General features: G+C 37.9%; 14 protein-coding genes. 4 read left to right on the forward strand and 10 right to left on the reverse strand.

Going from position 1 to position 20,862, the window contains the following annotated elements; all coding sequences use genetic code 11:
- Window positions 1–20: 20 nt before the first annotated feature.
- Entirely contained in the window at window positions 21–578 is a 558-nt protein-coding gene (locus LCF45_RS17145; protein WP_002128459.1) for a CatB-related O-acetyltransferase, read from the forward strand.
- A 47-nt stretch (window positions 579–625) separates the two neighbouring features.
- Here LCF45_RS17145 and LCF45_RS17150 read toward each other — a convergent pair whose 3' ends face one another.
- A complete protein-coding gene (locus LCF45_RS17150) occupies window positions 626–8,098 on the reverse strand; it encodes a DUF7507 domain-containing protein (RefSeq protein ID WP_263893005.1) in 7,473 nt (2,490 codons plus the stop codon).
- Between the two features lie 117 nt (window positions 8,099–8,215).
- Here LCF45_RS17150 and LCF45_RS17155 point away from each other — a divergent pair, with 117 nt between their 5' ends.
- Complete coding sequence (locus LCF45_RS17155; protein WP_002128461.1) at window positions 8,216–8,965, forward strand: (S)-benzoin forming benzil reductase; 750 nt, start codon at window positions 8,216–8,218, stop codon at window positions 8,963–8,965.
- A gap of 35 nt (window positions 8,966–9,000) precedes the next feature.
- Here the strand turns inward: LCF45_RS17155 and LCF45_RS17160 are convergent, their stop codons facing one another.
- The 6 genes from LCF45_RS17160 to LCF45_RS17185 form a co-directional block, all read right to left on the reverse strand.
- Window positions 9,001–9,834, reverse strand: coding sequence for a GNAT family N-acetyltransferase (locus LCF45_RS17160; protein ID WP_016127398.1), 834 nt, complete (start codon window positions 9,832–9,834; stop codon window positions 9,001–9,003).
- Window positions 9,835–9,900: 66 nt separating this feature from the next.
- Window positions 9,901–11,409, reverse strand: coding sequence for an argininosuccinate lyase (gene argH, locus LCF45_RS17165; RefSeq protein WP_078203401.1), 1,509 nt, complete (start codon window positions 11,407–11,409; stop codon window positions 9,901–9,903).
- Between the two features lie 101 nt (window positions 11,410–11,510).
- A complete protein-coding gene (locus LCF45_RS17170; RefSeq protein WP_002128464.1) occupies window positions 11,511–12,620 on the reverse strand; it encodes a serine hydrolase in 1,110 nt (369 codons plus the stop codon).
- A gap of 117 nt (window positions 12,621–12,737) precedes the next feature.
- Entirely contained in the window at window positions 12,738–13,670 is a 933-nt protein-coding gene (locus LCF45_RS17175; RefSeq protein WP_033708028.1) for a nucleoside hydrolase, read from the reverse strand.
- A 134-nt stretch (window positions 13,671–13,804) separates the two neighbouring features.
- Complete coding sequence (gene panF, locus LCF45_RS17180; protein ID WP_002087740.1) at window positions 13,805–15,238, reverse strand: sodium/pantothenate symporter; 1,434 nt, start codon at window positions 15,236–15,238, stop codon at window positions 13,805–13,807.
- A gap of 3 nt (window positions 15,239–15,241) precedes the next feature.
- Complete coding sequence (locus tag LCF45_RS17185) at window positions 15,242–15,520, reverse strand: YhdT family protein (protein WP_002014357.1); 279 nt, start codon at window positions 15,518–15,520, stop codon at window positions 15,242–15,244.
- Between the two features lie 272 nt (window positions 15,521–15,792).
- Between LCF45_RS17185 and dhaS the strand changes: the two genes are divergently transcribed.
- Window positions 15,793–17,277 (forward strand): aldehyde dehydrogenase DhaS, encoded by a 1,485-nt coding sequence (gene dhaS / locus LCF45_RS17190; protein WP_002014355.1) that lies wholly within the window; start codon window positions 15,793–15,795, stop codon window positions 17,275–17,277.
- A 50-nt stretch (window positions 17,278–17,327) separates the two neighbouring features.
- Here dhaS and fabG read toward each other — a convergent pair whose 3' ends face one another.
- Entirely contained in the window at window positions 17,328–18,068 is a 741-nt protein-coding gene (fabG, locus tag LCF45_RS17195; protein WP_002128467.1) for a 3-oxoacyl-ACP reductase FabG, read from the reverse strand.
- Between the two features lie 133 nt (window positions 18,069–18,201).
- Between fabG and LCF45_RS17200 the strand changes: the two genes are divergently transcribed.
- Complete coding sequence (locus LCF45_RS17200) at window positions 18,202–18,351, forward strand: YfhD family protein (RefSeq protein WP_002128468.1); 150 nt, start codon at window positions 18,202–18,204, stop codon at window positions 18,349–18,351.
- 74 nt (window positions 18,352–18,425) lie between these two features.
- On the opposite strand, the gene LCF45_RS17205 is transcribed toward LCF45_RS17200, so the two are convergent.
- Window positions 18,426–20,279: a terpene cyclase/mutase family protein gene (locus LCF45_RS17205; RefSeq protein WP_002185204.1), complete on the reverse strand. Its 1,854-nt coding sequence runs from the start codon at window positions 20,277–20,279 to the stop codon at window positions 18,426–18,428.
- Window positions 20,280–20,381: 102 nt separating this feature from the next.
- Window positions 20,382–20,807, reverse strand: coding sequence for a divergent PAP2 family protein (locus LCF45_RS17210; protein WP_000447809.1), 426 nt, complete (start codon window positions 20,805–20,807; stop codon window positions 20,382–20,384).
- Between the last annotated feature and the right edge of the window lie 55 nt (window positions 20,808–20,862).

A 20,862-nucleotide genomic window follows, 5' to 3' on the forward strand; every position in this document is an offset into this window, starting at 1 on the left:
GAGAGGATGCTAAAATTGGTATGTTATATTTAAATCAAAAACCTGAATATAATAAATATGATATCGGTGATTATACTTACAGTAAAGTAGGCCCTATTATTTTTTCTTGGAATGATGAAACAAAATTAAAAATAGGTAAGTTTTGTTCATTAGGAGAAGAAGTCGTTTTCGTACTTGGCGGTGAACATCGTGCTGATTGGATAACAACTTATCCATTTAATGTCCTCTTCGAAGAAGGAGCACACATTACTGGTCATCCTTCTTCAAAAGGTGATATCGTAGTCGGCAATGATGTATGGATTGGTTATCAATCCTGCATTTTATCTGGTGTTACAATTGGTAACGGGGCCATTATCGGGGCCAAGAGTGTTGTTACAAAAGACGTACCTCCATATGCAATCGTCGCTGGTAATCCTGCCAAACTAGTTCGATATCGTTTCCCGCAAGAAATCATTGAAAAACTAGAAAACCTTGCATGGTGGGACTGGGACATTTCCGTTATAAAAGGAGCTATTCCATTTCTACTCTCCAACAAAGTCAACGAATTTTTCACTTCTCCCGAAGAAGAAGCTACTTGATCTAAACAAAAAGAGCATCCTATTCTTTCAGGATGCTCTTTTTGTGTTTATTTTTTATTTATTCGCAACTGATTACACGGAGAACAGTGAAATGGAATTTTGTCTAAACAATTAAAGTTTGTTTCACAAATTTGTTCTATCGTTGGAACAAATGGAATGACAACTATGTTACTATCTATTATTTGTGTAACAGGTGGCAATACTGTGCCTACTTGATGTTCGAAGCGAATACTCGCTTGATTAATATAATTTCCTGAACCACTTGGTGCACTCTGAACTGTTACTTGGAACGAAACTGTCCGTGCTTCACCTGGATTTAAACTTCCTATAAGAAACCCTGATACTGGGCTTACATTTGGCACTGGCGTATTATCAACAGTTACACTTCCAGGAACAAATCGAAAACTACTATCTAACATATCTTGAAAACGAATATTTTGTATCGCTGTATCCCCCGTATTCGTAATAACTGTCGTAAACGTAATAACATCTCCAATTGTTGCTGATTGAAGATCTGCCGTTTTTACGACTGTTGTTGAAACATTTTGAGGAATAAACGGGATAACAACTGTATTACTATCGCCTTCAACTACTACTGGCGGCTCATTAGGATTTACAGTTGCAAGCCCATTCGCTGTAGCTGTATTTGTTACTAAGTTATTTATTTGCCCTCCTGTTATTACAACTTGGAAATTAATAATTGCTGCATCATTCGGCTGAAAATCACCTAAAAGGATACCGGTATTCGGATTGGCAAATGGAAAAGGTACATCATTTACCGTTACCGTGCCATTTATAAATAACGTATTTGGGTCAATGATGTCTGTTAAAATAATATTCGTCACAGGAACTGTACTATCATTTATAACAGCAATTCCGTAAGTGACAACATCTCCTACCATTGCTACTTCAAAGTTTGCTCCTTTTGCAACAAATAAGATTGCAGTATTTACCGTTACAATAACTGTATTACTCGTATCCATCACTGTAACTGGCGGTTCCCCTGGTACTAAAATATATTCTGCCGATGCCCCAGCAACGTTCACTACTGTACCACCATCTGGAAAACTTGTAATTGTAGCTTCATATGTTACAATCGCCGTCTCACCGACTGGAATGTCTAAAATCGTAAATCCAACCTGCGGATTTACTCCTGGACGTGCTACTCCATTTACCGTTACACTATTTGGTACAAAAGCCGCTTCCGGAGATAACACATCAATAAATTGAACATTCATTGCATCAGCCGTACCAGTATTTAATATGCGAACACGGTACGTTACCGTTTCTCCTACTCCAACAATTGAATGATCTACTTCTTTCAGCATATCTAAACTGCCTCTATTTACTGGTGTGACTGTCGTATTACTTGAATTCGTAATTGTAAACGGTGGTTCTCCTGGAATCAATTCAAAATCTCCAGTTACTCTCACTGTATTCATAATGCTACTAGAAGGCGGAATTACGATTACATTTACTTCAAATGTGATTAGTATGCTATCTCCTACTGCAAGATCCGGTAATGAAAAGCCTACAAAAGGATCTAAACCTACTTGTGGAATCCCATTTATCTGTACACTCCCTGGAACGAATTCTAAACTAGGTGATGGAACGTCAATAAATTGCACATTTGTCGCTGTTACCGTTCCTGTATTTGTAACTTGCACACTATACGTTAACGTATCTCCTAATCGTGTCGCCTGTTTGTTGACAGTTTTTATAACATTGAATCGCCCTCTATTTACCCTTGTTATTGTCGTATTACTCGGCTCTGTTACTACAACTGGTGGTTCTCCTGGTACTAAAGTAAAACTTCCTGTTATATTTGCAACATTCGTTATCGTTCCTGAAGATGGAATATTTGTCACTATCGCTTGGAACGTCACTATAGTCGTATTGCCAACAAGTATATCGCCAATTCCAAACCCAGTAATCGGATTCAAACCAGGTTGCGGAGTTCCATTTACCGTTACACTATTTGGTACAAATGACGCTCCTGCTGAAATCGTATCAATAAACTGAACATCGTTAGCTGTTACTGTTCCTGTATTCGTTATTTGCACTGTATACGTTAATACATCTCCAACTAAGGTAGCAGCTCTATTGACTTGTTTAATAACATTAAAGCGTCCTCTATTTACAGTTGTGAGCGTTGTGTTACTTGGCTGATTTACTATAACTGGTGGTTCTCCTGGTACTAATATAAAGCTTCCAGTAACATTTGCCGTATTGGCAATTGTTCCGTTTGATGGAACACTAACAACGGTTACTTGGAATGTGACTTCTACACTTCCCCCTGAATTTATATCTGGAAGTGGGAATCCATTATTAGGATTGAACCCAGGTTGTATCACACCACCTATCGTTACACTATTCGGCACGAATGCTATAGAGGAAGGTAATACATCACTATATTGAATATTCGTCGCTGTCACTGTCCCTGTATTTTGAACTACTGTCGTATATGTGATTGTATCGCCTACTGCAACAATTGGCTCACTTACTGATTTTAAAACATTCAAACCAGGTTCATTTATTTCGGTTAATGTCGTGTTACTTGTCATTGTTTCAGTAATAGGCGGCTCTGTTTCACTTACAGCAAATGTAGCCGTAACATCTACAAAGTTAACAACTGTTCCACCTTCTGGTATGCTCGTTACCATCTCTTGATATGTGACAAGTACAAAATCATCTACAGGTATATCTGGAACTGTAAAACCGATAAAAGGATCTAATCCTGGTGCTGGTACCCCGTTTATGCTCACACTTCCTGGTACAAATGCTACACCCGCGGAAGTAGTATCTATAAATTGAACATTCGTCGCTGCCACTGTTCCAAAATTAAAAATCAATACATCATACGTTAAAATTTCTCCTACAGTCGCTACTTCTTTATCTACTAGTTTTAACGGAAAAATAAACGCTATATTAATTGTCGTAACGACTAAATTTGTTAATATCGTTTCCGTAATCGGTGGTTCCTGCGGATTTGGTTGTGAAGTAAATGTAACGTCTGCATCATTTAATATGACTTCATTATCTGGAATTTCTGTAATCGTCACTCGGAACGTTACCTCAATACTTCCACCATTAATTAATAATGGAGTAACTGTAAATCCTATTTCTGGATTTAAACCAAGTTGCTGCACCCCACCTATCGTTACACTATCTTCTACAAATGTCGTTCCTTCTGGTATGACATCTTGGAAGAACACATCTGTAACAGGTATAATTCCTACGTTTGAAATTAGCACGGTATACGTTAATACATCCCCAACCGCTCCAGTTGCAACGTCAACTGTTTTGGTTGCTGTTACTTCACCAGGAGGAGGTAACGGTATCGTAACTACTGTCGTATTACTTGAATTTGTCGTTGTTACAGGGGGCTGTAAAGGATTTAATAAAAAAGTGGCTGTTGCAGATGCGGTGTTTAGTACGGCTCCGCGCGTGGATGGCGCAACTACTGTTACTTGGAACGTTACAGTCAATGATGTGCCAGCAGCTATATTAGGAAGCGTAAAACCTATATTTGGATCAAATCCAGGTTGAGGAGTTCCATTTATCGTTACACTATTTGCTACAAATGTTGTTTCTGGAGCAATTGGATCAATGAAAGAGACATTCGTTGCTGTTACCGTTCCATTATTTCTAATGACAACAGAATACGTGTAAATTTCTCCAAGTGCCGCTTGTTGTACAGATGAAGATTTTTGTATATTTAACTGTGCTGTGTTTACTTGCGTCACGACGAAATTGCTATTCGTAACAGTCGTTATTGGAGGATTAGCTGGATTTATAAGAAAACTTGCAGTAACGTTTGATTGGTTTCTAATATTTCCACCACTCGGGACACTCGTCACTATAACTTGAAACGTAACTGTAACGGTTTGCCCAACTGGAATATTCGGAACTGGAAAACCTACCACAGGGTCTGCACCTTGCTGAACAACTCCATTTATCGTGACACTATTCGCTACAAACGCAGTTCCAACAGGAATCGGATCTTGAAAAATAATATTTGTTGCAGGAACAGTTCCTGTATTTTGAATAAGAATCGTATACGTTAACGTATCTCCTACACCTGCTTGCGGTGTGTTTACACTCTTTATTACATTAATTGATCCTACATTCACTCGCGTCACAACAATATTACTAATTGTTACAATTGTAATTGGTGGCTGCAAAGGACTTACTTGAAAATCAGCAGTCACATTTGCATTATTCGGAAGAACTCTATTTGGTGGTACACTCGTGATTGTCACCTGAAAAGCAGCTGTTACCATCCCTCCTACTGGAATATTGGCAAGCGGAAATCCAGTCGTTGGGTTTAAACCTGGCTGAGGTGTTCCGTTTATTGTTACACTATTTGCTACAAACGTTGTTCCAGATGGAATAGGATCGAGGAATGATACATTTGTTGCTGCTACTGTTCCACTATTTTGTATACGAACTGTATACGTTAACGTATCTCCTACACCTGCTTCAGTAGCGCTTACGCTCTTCATTACATTTAACCCTGAAGAATTCACGACTGTCATAACAGTATTACTTGGTACTGTTACAGTAATCGGTGGCTCTGTTGGATTTACAAGGAAATCTCCAGTTACATTCGCATTATTTACGACATTATTTCCTTGGGGAATTTCATCAATTAATACTTCAAACGTAACAATTACACTCGCGCCAGTAGGCAAATTATTTAATGGGAATCCAAGTTCTGGATCTGCCCCTTCTTGTAAAACACCATTAACAAATACACTGTTTTCAATAAATAATGTCCCTTGTGGAATTGAATCTTGGAAAAATACATTTGTAGCTGGTACACTACCTGCATTTATGACTTCGATTGTATATACTAAAACATCCCCTACCGTTGCAACATCCGTATTCACTGCTTTCACAACTTCAAAATTCCCTGATTGTACAGTTGTATTCACAATGTTACTAGGAACATTGATTGTTACTGGCGGTTCGCTCGGATTCACTTGAAAACTTGCTGTTACATTTGCTTGATTTAAAATATCTTCATTTTCTGGATCCTGTACAATTAATACGTCAAATGTGACTACAACGGTTTGAGCCGCAGGAATATTTGGAAGAGAAAATCCTGTATTCGGATTCAATCCACTTTGCGGTACTCCATTAATCGTTACAGTATTTGCAACAAATGAAACAGCGGAAGAAATAGTGTCTTGGAAAAACACATTTGTTAACGGAACGTTTCCTGTATTTTGGACGGCAATCGTGTATGTTAAAGTGTCCCCTACTGCCGCTTGCGTTGTATTCACTTCCTTTATTACATTTAAACCACCTGTATTAACTTGTGTTACAACTGTATTCGTTTGTCTATTAATCGTTACTGGCGGCTGATTCGGAATAACGACGAAATTAGCCGATACATTTCCACGATTCGCAATCGTCCCTCCTGATGGCGTAGATGTGACTCGTACTTGAAAAGTCACTGTCCTACTTCCACCTGGAGATATATTCGCTACTGTAAACCCAGTCGCAGGATTTGCTCCAGGCTGTGAAACCCCATCTACAGTTACACTATTTGGTATAAAAGTCGTTCCAGTTGGGATCGGATCTTGAAAAATAACATTTGTCGCAAGTACATTTCCTGTATTTTCAATTGTAACGGTGTACGTAAGAACGTCATTAACTGTCGCAAAAGCTCTATCCACTGTTTTTCTCGTTCTTATATCAGCTATATTAATAGTAGTAAATACAGTATTACTTGTCGCTTGACCTGAAATTGGTTGTTGGCCAGGCACTGGAGTAAAGTTAAATGTTACACTTGCACGGTTCGGAATTGGATTTACAAGAGGATTAGATGTTACTCGAACTTGAAAGCGTACTACAGTCGTTTGTGAAGCATTAATACTTCCAAGATTAATACTACTTGATGGATTCGCTCCTGGACGTGCTACTCCATTTACCGTAACACTATTTGCGACAAATGTTGTTCCAGCAGGTATACTATCAACAAAAATCACATTATTTGCAGCGACATTCCCATTATTCGTCACATTAACTGTGTACGTTAATACATCATTAAGTGTTGCCGTCTGTAAATCTACAGATTTTTGCAAACTTACATTTGCGCGATTTACCGTCGTCTGTACTGTATTTGAAGAAGCTGTACTTGTGATAGGAGAACTTCCAACAAAAGGACGGAATTGGTATGACACCATTGCACGATTTGGAATAGGGTTTGGGTTCGGGAACGATGTTATTCGAACTTGAAATGTAACAATTCTTTGCGTGTTATTTGGGATTGTACCTAAATTAATTCCATTCGCTGGATTCGCACTCGGTTGTGTTACTCCACCTACCGTTACACTACCTGCTACAAATGTCGTTCCGTTCGGAATACTATCTTGTAATACAACGTTTTCTGCACTTCCTGTTCCTGTGTTCGGGACCGTAATCGTATAGGTGAGAGTATCCCCTACCCCTGCAACTGTTCTATTAACCGATTTAACAGGATTAATGATTGGACCTGTCGCATCAATTTGAACACCAAAACCAGCTGCAGCGTATCCATCTCCATTTGTGACAAAGCGAACAGTTGCTGACGTTTGATTGTTTACTAAAGAAGATGAGGCATCTACATTCGTAATATCCCACCCTTGTCTTCGGACCGCTAAAGCGATCCCTAACGGCTGATTCAAATCTCCAAATGTGCCGCTCGTATCTAGATTGCCACTATCATTACAAATTTGTGATTGAAAGAAATTATTCGCGGGGTTTCTCGGACCGAATAATGCGACTGTAGCATTTGCATTCGGTCCAAAGCGAAGCTGATCTCCAACAATGTTAGAATCACCTTCTTGAGCAGTTACGAGCACTCTTCCTGTAACAGCTCCTGTTGCCGGAGTAGCAAACCCTGAAATAGTAGCATCAACTGGCGGGGATGAAGCATCGATAATCTCTTGACCTGCATATACTGACAAATTCCGAAGTGGTAAACTTGCATTTTGATAAACTACCTCAAGCGTCCAGCCAGCTGAACGACTGATTGTTGGATCAGCTGAAGTTCTTGCAGCTGGCACGGCACCTGTTGTATATGTGCCTGCCCCACCTGTATTAACAAGATTCGTTACATTAGCAGAGCGAACATAATAAAACTGGTTCCCAACTGAACCTTGCTGCGCAGTTGCAGGATCTGGTGCAACAGAAAATGTTCCTGCTGGTGTTGTAAATGAAATATTATCATTTAAAAATGCTGTAACATCCTCTGTATCGGTTCGGTATGTGCCGGCCCATACTAGTTCTGCGTATAAAACACTACTCCCTGCTGGAAGGTTCAAAATTGCACTTGAAGAATTTAATGGCCAGTCATTCGTTGTTCCTGCCGGGAATCCAGGCACTTGAAGCGATGTATTTATCGTTGTAAACACATCAATCGTGCCGAAGTTATTGTTTGGTGCAGGTGATGTAGGACTTAGTCCCAACGTGTTCCCAGTGAACGTGACAGCACCAGTTACTGTTGTTGTAAAACGATTCATAAAAGGCACACAATCATCTCATTTCATTTATAGTAAAAAGTGCTCTATACTATAAAATGTAGACAAACTATATAATGTACGTTGTCCAACAAAATTCCACATATATGGAGAGGAGTTTACTATACTATGCGCTACGTTATCGTAACAGGAACTTCACAAGGTTTAGGTGAGGCAATCGCCGTGCAATTGTTAGAAGAAAATACAACCGTTATCTCTATTTCTAGGAGAGAAAATAAACAGCTTGCAAAACTCGCAGAGCAAAACGACAGCAATTATATTTTCCATTCCATAGATCTTCAAGATGTACATAATTTAGAAACTCATTTTAACGAAGTCTTTTCATCTATTCAAAAAGACAATGTCTCATCGATTCATTTAATTAATAATGCAGGAACACTTGCACCAATGAAACCTATTGAAAAGTCAGAAAGTGAACAATTCATTACGAACGTTCATATTAATTTAATCGCACCAATGATTCTTACTTCCACTTTCATGAAACATACGAAAGACTGGAAAGTAGAAAAACGCATTATAAATATTTCATCTGGAGCAGGAAAAAATCCTTATTTCGGATGGGGAGCTTATTGTACAACGAAAGCCGGTGTAAATATGTTTACACAGTGCGTAGCTACTGAAGAAGTGGAGAAAGAATATCCTGTAAAAACTGTCGCTTTCGCACCCGGTGTTGTTGATACAAATATGCAAGCACAAATTCGTGAAACAAATAAGGAAGACTTTATTAACTTAGATCGATTCACCGCATTAAAAGAAGAAGGAAAGCTGCTGTCACCTGAATATGTTGCGAAAGCTATTCGTAACTTACTAGAAACTGAGAATTTCCCGCAGGGTGAAGTAATTCGAATTGATGAATAACAAAGAGGCACGCTATAATAGCGTGCCTTTTCATTCTATTTCTCTAAAAATATAAGTACAGACTCCATAATCTTCTCATAACCAATTTCTTGATAAATTTTATTTGATGTCGGATTTGCCAGGTCCGTATATAATGTCGTTGTTTTGTAGCCTTCATCTAACATACGTTGACTAAGTGCAGCGACACAACTAGATGCGTACCCTTTTTTCCGAGCTTCTTTCGGTGTATATACAAAATTAACTGTTATATTGTTTGTAGTCGGTCTCGTTTTTGCAGCTACAGAAACAATCTTCCCGTCTACTTCTAAACCAAATAGACAACGATTAGTAATTAATGTATGAGCAGTTTGTTTCGCTTCTTCTTTCGTAGTAGGAAGCTTCACATCTTCGCAAAATTGATATATCCACTGCTCTATTAATGTTAGCTCATCACTACTTACTTCTCGAAAGATTCCATCTCCGTTCCACTTTTTCTTTACTTGTTTTAATTCATATATACCTTGCTCCATTGCAACATTAGTTTTCTTATTCTCTAACACTGCAATCTCTTCCGCTAATTTCTGTACGATTTTTTTATTACCAATCAATCCAGGAATATGTGGATATACTTTCGTTAACTCTTTTGCAAGTTCCTTAATAGCTACTGCCGAAATCTCAGACGTAGCAACAATTATTTGTTTCTTTTCTTCTGTTTGAAGAAATACAGCTGCAATTTCTTCCTCTTGTTTTGCTACTCCTATAAATATCGGTTCTTGGACCATTTGTAATACACCTAATATGAGATTATTTTCCTGCTCATTCTTCTCTAAAAATGGTTTAACCTCTTCTGTAAAATTAAGAATCTCTTCATATACATGTAGTTGAATCATCGACAATCTCTTCTCTCTATTTATAGTTTCATTAAGTATTGGCGATTAATTCATCAAATCCTTCTTTTACGATTTAATAATGTTCGAAGCTAACGTATTCAAATCATTTTCAGCTTGTAAAATTCTTTGTTTTTCCTTTTTAAATACCTCTTCTTCTTTTTGAAATGACTCTTTTCGATTTTTAATCATACGCTCAATCTCTTTTTTACTCGGTCCACCATATACATTTCTTTTTTGAATAAAAGCTTCTGGTGATATAATTTCTTTCCACTCTTCTTCTAATAAATTTACTTTCAAATTTTCTTGTAAGTATACATTTATCTCTTTGAAATTTAATTCATGTAACTCCTTTTTCTGCTCCAATGACATATTCGCAATCGCACTTGCTGCATGATGTGCATGCCGAAATGGTATTTCATAGTTTTTCGTTAAAACATCTGCGAAATCTGTAATCGTAATCGCGTGTTTATATGAACGACTTTTTAACGTTTCCTCTTCTACTTTCATCGTTCGAATAACTGCGTTCATCATACAAAAAACACGAATCGCCTTTTCGATTCCTTTATATAAATACGGCTGCAAGTCATCCTCCGTATCGACAATATCGCCAAATGGTGTATTATGAATCATTTGAAATACAGTAAATGCTTCCCCTAAAGCACTACTCGTAATAGCACGGGCATGTTCTATTGAAACAGGATTTCGTTTTTGCGGCATAATACTACTTATTTGCACATATGGCTTCGCTACAGTAATCCCATCATATTCTTTCGTCGCTAATAGTAAAAAATCATGAATCCATCTACTCGTATTCGTCATAATAACCATTAGTAACGAGCTAACTTCTAATAAATAATCTGCTCCAGCAACAGCATCATATGAGTTCTCAATTACATTTGTAAACCCAAGTAACTGTGCCACTCGTTTTCTCTTAATTGGGAAGCTTGTTGTAGAAAGCGCAGCTGCCCCCATTGGAGAATGATTTAAAAGATGATACGCTTTTTTCATTCTTTCTAAATCTCGTTGCATCGTATCATAAATTGCCAAAATATAATGACCAAATGTTGTCGGCTGCGCCGGTTGTGTATGTGTATACGCCGGCATAATTGTTTCCATATGTTCACCGGCGAGCTCCAGCATACTTTCTTGCAGCAATAAATGATGTTCCATTAACCGCAATACAAATTGCCGTAAACTCATGCGATACATCGTTACACCCATATCATTTCTACTTCTACCGATATGCATATTACTTACAAATTCACACTTTGCTTCTTGAGAAAGCAAATGTTCAACTAAGAAAAAAAGATCTTCATGTTGCTCTGTATATAGCAACTTCTCCTTTGGAATCCCCTCTACTTTTTTAAGTGCGATTAATATAACTTTCGCTTCTTCTCTTTTCATTAACTTCTCTTCAGTTAACATAGTAATATGTGCCCTATGCACTTGAAACATATCTTTTAATAAATAATTACGCTGAAAATTAAATACGTGCTGTAATACACAATCTACATATGTTTTCCCAGGGAAATCAGCGCCTTCATTCTTAATAAACTCTTCTTTACTCTGTTTCATCACCTTTTCCCCTTTCGCCTAAGTGTTACTACCCATCATACCCAAGGATGGTGAAAAAGTGCTTGTACATAAAAATAAACTCGGCGCTCATAGCACCGAGTTTATTTAATAAAAGTCGCATCATACTTATCACTTTGCAACACTTGAAAGTGTAGATTTGCTAAATGTTTACGTATTTCAGCACTGTCATCTTCATTTAAATTATTTGCCAAGAAAACAATTTCTGTACAGTTTCCGCGTTTATCCATTGCATAAACTGCTTTTGTTACCGTCCATGGTGTATAACCATTCTTTTGTCCAGCATGTCTGAATGTTTTACGATATTTCTTTGCGCTCATATCTGTTTCAACGATATTCGCCCACACTTTTTCTTCCGCTTCTGTAAGACCACCTTGATGATTTGCCTTTTGAAGCAGTACCATATAATCGTTAGCGGAAGCAGCCGGCAATCTATCCGACCAAATTTTGTCGTAACGTTCCTCTAAATACAGAGGAATTTCCTTCTGTAATAATGGCCCCTTCTTTTTTAAGCGTTCATGAATAATCATAGCATATTCACGATATTGCTCTTGAGACATTTCTTTTAACTTTTTCTCTATTTTATATTTTGGAACATGTAATTCTTTATGCAAATATCCCGGAATGTATAAAGATGAAACAATCGGAAATAGCGGTTGATGTGCAGGAAGTGCTAAACTTTGTAAATTCCGATTAATATTGTCTAATCCTAATACCTCCATTAAATATTCAGTATTTGCATTAGAACTAAACTTAACCATTCCTTTTGCAACTTCTTCTAAAGAAACCGCTCCTTCAGTTATCTTTTCTTTTTTTTGCAAATAATTTTGCCATCTATCTTGTGCACCACCATCTGTACCCGGCACATAATAACGATTCACATCATTAATTGAAACGAAACTAGACGGATCGATTTTCCCCTCTGTAACTTGTTTCGTATATTCAAGCGCCACAATTAACTTCATCGTACTAGCAACTGGCAATACAACATCCGGATTTACAGAATACACGACTTTATCATTTCTTTTTATTAAAAGTGCACTATTCTTTTCATCTTTATGTTCTTCAATAAAGGATGCTATGTACTGCGCATCATCATTATTTGAACTCCACACTTTTTTCACTAAAAAGTTACCTGATATCAGCAAAACAAAAATACCCACAATCACTGCGCATACTATAGTTTTTTTCAAGTAAAATTCCTCTCCTATTGTGTAACTCTTCTCTATTTATCTCTTAAAAACAAAATAATGGAGATGATTATTTAAACAATCATCTCCATTATTTTAACTTGTATGCTACTATTATGTCTACGTCATAATTTTCACAAAATCCTCTAGAAACTTTTTATAATGTAAAGACCAGCCAATTTTAACCCAATTTTTCAACGCTTTTGCTTCAGGTTGCGGGCGAAAATCAGCGATACTTTCCCCTTTCGCAACTCCAACCGTATCTACATCAACACGACGATACACGTAATCTAAAAGAGATGGATTTGCCGCTACCATCATCGTTACTACATCATGCACTGGGCTCCCTGTTATTTTAGGATTCAGATTTTTATAAGCTTTATAATAATAATCGAAAATCGGTTCTATTAATTTCTTGAAATTCGTTTTAGAATGTTTCGTAATGTATTTCACCATCTCCGGTGTAATAATCGCTTCTGATGTAACGTTAAGCGGTATTAATGTCACATTTTTCGCATTTTGCATAACTAATTGTGATGCAATTGGGTCACCATGAAAATTGGCTTCCGCGACCGGTGTAACATTTCCGGGCATTAAAAAAGCTCCGCCCATTATATAATATTCTTTCACATACTTCATCATTGGTTTTTCTAAAATAAATGCCGTCGCTAATGTTGTTGATCTGCCGGCATCAACAATGATTAGTTCTCCTTTATATTTTTCAATGATATCGAAAAATGCACAAAAAGGTTTAATATTGGGAGAAAAAGTTTTAGGAGGCTTAATAGGTCCCAAACCGTCTACCCCATGAATTTCCGGATAATATGTTACAAAATCCCCAGATAAAGGAATTTTCGCTCCATTAATAACAGGTATATCTTCCCGGCCCGCCATTTGCAATAAATACGCCGCATTACTCGTCGCCTTTTCCTGCGTTACATTCCCATATCCTGTTACTACTCCAACAATCTCAATATCAGGATGCAATAATCCATACATAATTGCTAAAGAGTCATCAATTCCTGGGTCTCCTAAAAATAATATTTTTTTCATAGACCTCAACTCCATCCCATCAATTGTTATTACTTTATGAATACATGACGGAATACAGAATGAAAAAGATAAATTTTGTATAAACAAAAAACGTAGGAACTTCATATTAGAAGTTCCTACGTTTTTCTATATTTTTATGCTACTTTTTTCATCGTAACCATACTACCAATTATATAAGAGATAAATGCAAAGCAAATCGGGAAAACAACTGTATGTATACCGAATGGATTAGGGTAGCAAAGGTGAATAAACATATAGGAACCTACTCCAACTAAAATAGATGCGAGAGCTCCAGTTGCATTTCCTTTTTTCCAATATAAACCTAACACAATCGGCCAAATGAACGCTGCTTCTAAACCACCGAAAGAAAATAAATTTAACCAAATTAAAAAGTCTGGTGGCTTAATAGCGGCAGCATATACGAGTAATCCTACGATACCAGTAATCAATAGGCTACCTTTCTTTATCGTACTATCCGCGGCATCTTTATTTATGTAGTTCACATATATATCTTTAATAATTGACGAACTTACAAGTAATAATAATGAGTTCACAGTAGACATTATCGCTGCCATTGGTGCAGCTAAGAAAACTCCAGCTAACCAAGGTGGCAACACTTCCATTGCGAGTAGCGGCATTACTTTATCTGGTACCGTTATGCCTGGAAGGACTACTCTTGCAAACACACCTGTTAAATGCATACCAATCATAATTGTACCGACGACAACCGTTCCAATGATTAATGCTTGGTGCATAGCTTTTGAATTTTTATAAGACATAGCACGCACACTAATTTGCGGTAATCCAACGACACCAATCCCAATTAAAATCCAAAATGATGTGACATATGATTTCGTTAAACTTCCATCCGCTCCGAACGGTGTTATTAGATTCGGATTAATTTGAATAAGTTCCTGCATAATCTTTTCAACTCCGCCACCAGCAATGACAGTAGCAATTAAAATGATTGTTGTTCCGACTAACATAATGATTCCTAATAACGTATCTGATAAAGCGACTGCACGAAATCCACCAATTAACACATACACAAGTACAGAAAATGTAAATAAAAATAGTGCCGTTGTGTAGGAAAGTCCTGTTAGCGACTCAATTAATCGTCCGCCGCCAACCCACTGGGCTACTGTTGCTGAGAACAAAAAGATTATAATACATAACGCAGAAAGAACAACTACCGCTTTATTATTGTATCTGCCCTTTAAATAATCAATAAGCGTAATTGCTTCCATCTTTCTAGCGATAATAGCAAACTTTTTACCAATAACCGTTAAAACGATATATCCTGTTACAACTTGAATCGCTGATAACAGCACCCATCCAAGACCCATATTGTAAGCAATACCAGGCCCGCCGATAAAGCTACTTGCACTACCGTACGTAGCAATCATCGTCATAGCTAATAATAAGCCACCAAGTTCACGCCCACCAAGAAAATATTCTTGTAAAAATTTATTATTAGCGGTTGCTTGTACACGTCTTGATGCATATACACCAATTAAAAACACAACGATAAAAGAAATTATCATTGGGATTATTACATACCAATTCATCTATCATTCCTCACTTTTTTCTTCCTCATCGAGTGAAATATCTTGAAATAAAAAACGAACAACTAAAATAAGCAAAATAACCATTACGATAAATCCAACGATACAGCTATAAAAAAACCATGCTGGAAAACCTAATACATATGTATATTCACTTGGATCCTTACTTCCAAGCCCATAAGCAAATCCATACCATATTATAAAATTAATAATAGCTAATCCAAGACCAATTAACGCTTCTCTATGGGCAACTCGAAAGCGCGGATCATCATGATAATTCTTCATTTTCCCCCTCCTCTCACGAGGTATAATTGTACCACTGTTTTTCTAGTTTTTCCTACTAGAAAACAAAAACGCGCAGGATTTTTTGTAATTATATAGAATACAATGTTTCATTACATATTTTTTACAATTGTAACGAAAATGAAATTTGAATTTTCAGCATTTTTTATTTATGATTTTAAGTAGAGGCTTTTCATCTAGTTCCCACATCCTTGATTTCGGAATAAACGCCGTCTCGTACTGCGTTTAAATTATATTTTCAAGGGGGTTATACAATGAGTCAACTAGCTGTAAATCTTCATGAAAAGGTAGAGAAATTTCTTCAGGGCACAAAGAAACTATATGTGAACGGAGCGTTCATTGAAAGCGCTTCCGGAAAAACATTTAAAACTCCTAACCCAGCAACTGGTGAAACACTCGCTATCGTTGCTGAAGCTGGTCGCGAAGACATTCATAAAGCTGTGGTAGCAGCTCGAATGGCTTTCGATGAAGGTCCTTGGTCACGCATGAGCACTGCTGAACGCAGCCGTCTTATGTACAAGCTCGCTGATTTAATGGAAGAGCATAAAGAAGAGCTCGCACAGCTCGAAACGTTAGATAACGGAAAGCCAATCCGTGAAACAATGGCGGCAGACATACCACTTGCAATTGAGCATATGCGCTATTATGCTGGCTGGGCGACGAAAATTGTTGGTCAAACAATTCCTGTTTCCGGTGATTACTTTAACTATACACGCCATGAGGCTGTTGGTGTCGTCGGTCAAATTATCCCTTGGAACTTCCCACTTCTTATGGCAATGTGGAAAATGGGAGCTGCGCTTGCTACAGGATGTACAATCGTTTTAAAACCTGCAGAACAAACTCCACTATCCGCTCTATACTTAGCTGAATTAATTGAAGAAGCTGGATTCCCGAAAGGTGTTATTAATATCGTTCCTGGATTCGGTGAATCAGCTGGACAAGCACTTGTTAATCATCCACTCGTTGATAAAATTGCATTTACTGGTTCTACTCCAGTCGGTAAACAAATTATGCGACAAGCATCTGAATCATTGAAACGTGTTACTTTAGAGCTTGGCGGTAAATCACCGAACATTATTTTACCAGACGCCGACTTATCTCGCGCGATTCCTGGTGCACTTTCTGGTGTTATGTTTAACCAAGGACAAGTATGCTCTGCTGGATCACGCTTATTTATCCCAAAGAAAATGTATGATAATGTGATGGCTGATCTCGTCCTCTATTCTAAAAAACTAAATCAAGGTGCCGGTCTTAACCCTGAAACAACAATCGGTCCTCTCGTTTCCGAAGAACAACAAAAACGTGTAATGAGCTACATTGAAAAAGGGATTGAAGAAGGCGCTGAAGTACTTTGCGGAGGAAGTAATCCATTCGATCAAGGCTACTTCGTTTCTCCTACAGTATTCGCTGACGTAAATGACGAAATGACGATCGCAAAAGAAGAAATTTTCGGTCCAGTTATTTCTGCAATACCTTTTAACGATATTGATGAAGTGATTGAACGTGCAAATAAATCACAATTCGGCTTAGCGGCTGGTGTGTGGACAGAAAATGTTAAAACAGCACACTATGTTGCAAGTAAAGTACGTGCTGGTACTGTATGGGTAAACTGTTATAACGTCTTTGATGCAGCATCTCCATTTGGAGGATTTAAACAATCCGGTCTTGGCCGCGAAATGGGATCTTACGCGCTGAACAACTATACAGAAGTGAAGAGCGTTTGGATTAACTTAAATTAACGAGAAAGAACCTGACCTACTCGGTCAGGTTCTTTTCATTATGTATTCATTTACACTTGCAACCCACCGCTCACATTTAATACCTCTCCTGTAATGTAAGACGCATACTCTGATGCTAAAAAGGCAGCTGCGTTTGCAATATCTTCCGGCGTTCCGATTCTTCCAACTGGAATCGCTCCAACCATTTTCTCTTTTACTTTATCCGGTATTGTTTTTGTCATATCAGTATCCATAAATCCTGGACAAATCGCATTACACGTAATACCAAAACTTCCAACCTCTTTCGCTGCTGTTTTTGTTAAACCTACAACCCCTGCTTTTGTAGCCGCATAATTTGCTTGTCCAATATTTCCTTCCCTACTAATAGAAGAAATATTAATAATCCGCCCATACCCTTGTTGCCTCATATAAAGAAGCGCTGGCTGCATACAGTAAAAAACGCCAGTTAAGTTCACTTGTAATACTTGTTCCCAAGCTGATTTCTCCATCTTATGTAACATTGCATCTTTTGTAATTCCAGCGTTATTCACTAAAATATGTAATGTACCAAATTTTTGCACCGCATATTCAATTAACGACTTCGCTTCATTTTGATTACTCACATCACATCGATATAAACTCACATCATACCCTTCATCTGATAATTCACGTGTCGTTTTTTGTAGCTTCTCTTCATTTACATCACTAATTAATACTTTGGCCCCTAGTTTTGCAAAAACTCGTGCGATTTCTTTTCCAATCCCCTGCGCAGCACCCGTTACAACAGCTGTTTTCCCATTCAACAAGTCCATCCCTATCCCCCATTTCTATTAGTTATATTGTATATTTCGGCTCTATGCTTTCCAAATCCTCTTTGTATAAAAAAGTCTATTTGTGTCAAACTAACTTTGCAACGCCGCATAAAACACAAGGAGATTGTTTCGAATGAAAAAAAAGAATGTAGATCGAAACAAAGCTGCCGATGGCATTGATGTTGAGTTCGCTCGCGAACTCGCTGACCACAATGACTTAGAAGCAAACGCACGTGCAAATGCCGCTGATGCACGTCAAAAACGCCAATCAACAGAAAAATAAGGAACTACAACGTTCCTTATTCTTTTCAACAGGGACCTACTACCCATCAAAATAAACCGAGAGTATCTCTCGGTTTATTTTCTATATTTCTTTACGTAGTGCGCTAAAGCAAGTAACGGATATATATGTCCATAACTATGATAGCGAATATAAAAGCCCCCCGGTAACCCTGTACCAGTAGGATATTTTTCATTCATAGTAGACTGCGCGAGCAAATATGAAATTCCTTTTCGAATAATCGGTGTTTCTTGATCGTAGTAAGAAATGAGTGCATCAAGTGCCCACGCTGTTTGTGACGGCGTACTAAAAGGTAAAGAAATAAATTTTTTCTCTACACTACTTTGACAGGATTCTCCCCACCCTCCGTCTTCATGCTGCAAATGTTCGAGCCATGAAGCGGCTTTTTTCAACGCTGGATGAGTAGAAGGCACTCCTAATGCACGTAAGCCTGTCATCGTTGCCCATGTCCCATATATATAACATATCCCCCATTTTCCATACCATGATCCATTCTGTTCCTGTACATCCATTAACCATTTGATAGCTTTCTTTTTTTGCTCTTCAAGCAACTCATTCGGTGCATACGTTCCGAATAATTCTAACACCCTACCTGTAATATCTGGTGTGGACGGATCGGTTATCATATCACTCGCATTTTCAATCGGCAAATTCGATAGTAACTTGCTCGTTACCCCTCGTTCAAAAGCTCCCCAGCCTCCATCATTGTTTTGCAATCCTTTCACCCATTCCACGCCTCTTCCCCACGCATCATCTACTCTATCATTCCCTCTACTTCGCGCTAACGCTCTAAGGGCAGCTGTAGTATCGTCTATATCAGGGATCGTCGTATTAACATCTGAAAATCCCCAACCGCCAGCTACAAGTGATGATGCATGTACGCTCCAATCTACCTTTTTAGTTTGTTGTTTTTGCAATAAATACTCCGTCGCCCTTTGAATCATCTTATTTTCATTTGTAACTTTAGCTTCTTGCAATGAATAGCTAAGTAAAGCGGTATCCCATACGGTAGAAGGAGAATTTTGCAAATGACTTCCTCTGTCCATCTTCCATATATAAGATTTTAATCCTGTCACAGCTTTCTCAATAATTGGAGACTGAATAGAGTGTCCTAATGCAAGCAAAGCATAAATCATATAAAACGTAGCACTGGCGTAACTATATAATGTTCCATTTTCATCTATACGCTCCTTCATAAAGCGCTCTACTTCTTCGTATCCTTTATGATGTAACGATAATGGATAAGATATTACCTTTTTCACATCACCTAAAAACGATTGAAACAGCGGAGACCGCTCCTCTCGAAACCATTGCCCACCCCCGCCTGCAATATGATTTAAATTTGGCAATAACTTTTTCTCTACACGGAATCTCTTATTCATACAAATCATCATCGGAATTAAATGTATACGCGCTGAGCTGCTTAGCCCAAATATACTGAGGGGGGAGTCATCTTGTAAAAATAAGATTGGCGTTGGAAAGTGAAAAAGCGCAGGAAATTCATATTCTCCATGAATCGCTAATAAAAATTTCGTCATAAAATGAGCACGAGAAACTCCCCCGTGTTCCTTAATAAACATTTCAGCTCGCCTCATATTCATAGCTTCTTTCGAATATCTTTCCGAAGCAAGTAAAGCAGCATATGCTTGAATCGTCGCGGATAAATTCCCTCCCTTTTCATCTTCGTATAATTTCCAAGTCCCTTCATTTGTTTGAAGAGATACTAACCTTTTCACAAACGGTTCTATTTCGTCATTTCGCCCTAATAATTTGAGTAAAAAAATCATGTGACAATCCGTTAGCAAAGCTCCTTCAAAACAAAATTGCCACGTTCCGTCTTGCCTTTGCATCGTTTGAAGTGCAGTCGTTCTCCGCTCTATCTCCTCATGCACTTTGTCATATAGTAGCACACCGCTCACCCACCCTTTCTAAGTCCGTATACGATATTCGAAAACTCATCTAAATATGTATGAAAACAAAGAAAAGCAGAACGTGCATTACACACATTCTGCTTACAAACAATACCCAACCCCGACAACAATTCCTAATAGTGCACCAACAACAACTTGATACGGTGTATGTCCAACGAGCTCATTTAACTTTTTATATTCTGTTTGTCTACCATGAAAAAAATCATTCAATATTTTCGCTTGCTTACTTACCGCAAGCCTTACTCCTGAAGCATCGTACATAACAATAATGGCAAAAATAGCGGCAACCGCAAATATTGGACTCTCCACACCTTCCACCACTCCGACACCTGTAGCAAGTGCAGTAACAGTCGAAGCATGCGAACTTGGCATTCCACCTGAAGCAAAGAACTTAGCAAAATCAAACTCGCCTGTTTTTATTAATTTAAAAACGACTTTCGTTAACTGTGCTAAAAACCAAGAAATTATAGCTGCTATAAGTGGATCATTATGTAAAATTGTTTCCATGTTTTTCAGCTCCTCACTGACTATAATGGAATTTCTATATAATATAAGTATAAAG

The organism is Bacillus sp. 41-22, assembly GCF_025809295.1.
GTDB classification, from domain to species: domain Bacteria; phylum Bacillota; class Bacilli; order Bacillales; family Bacillaceae_G; genus Bacillus_A; species Bacillus_A mycoides.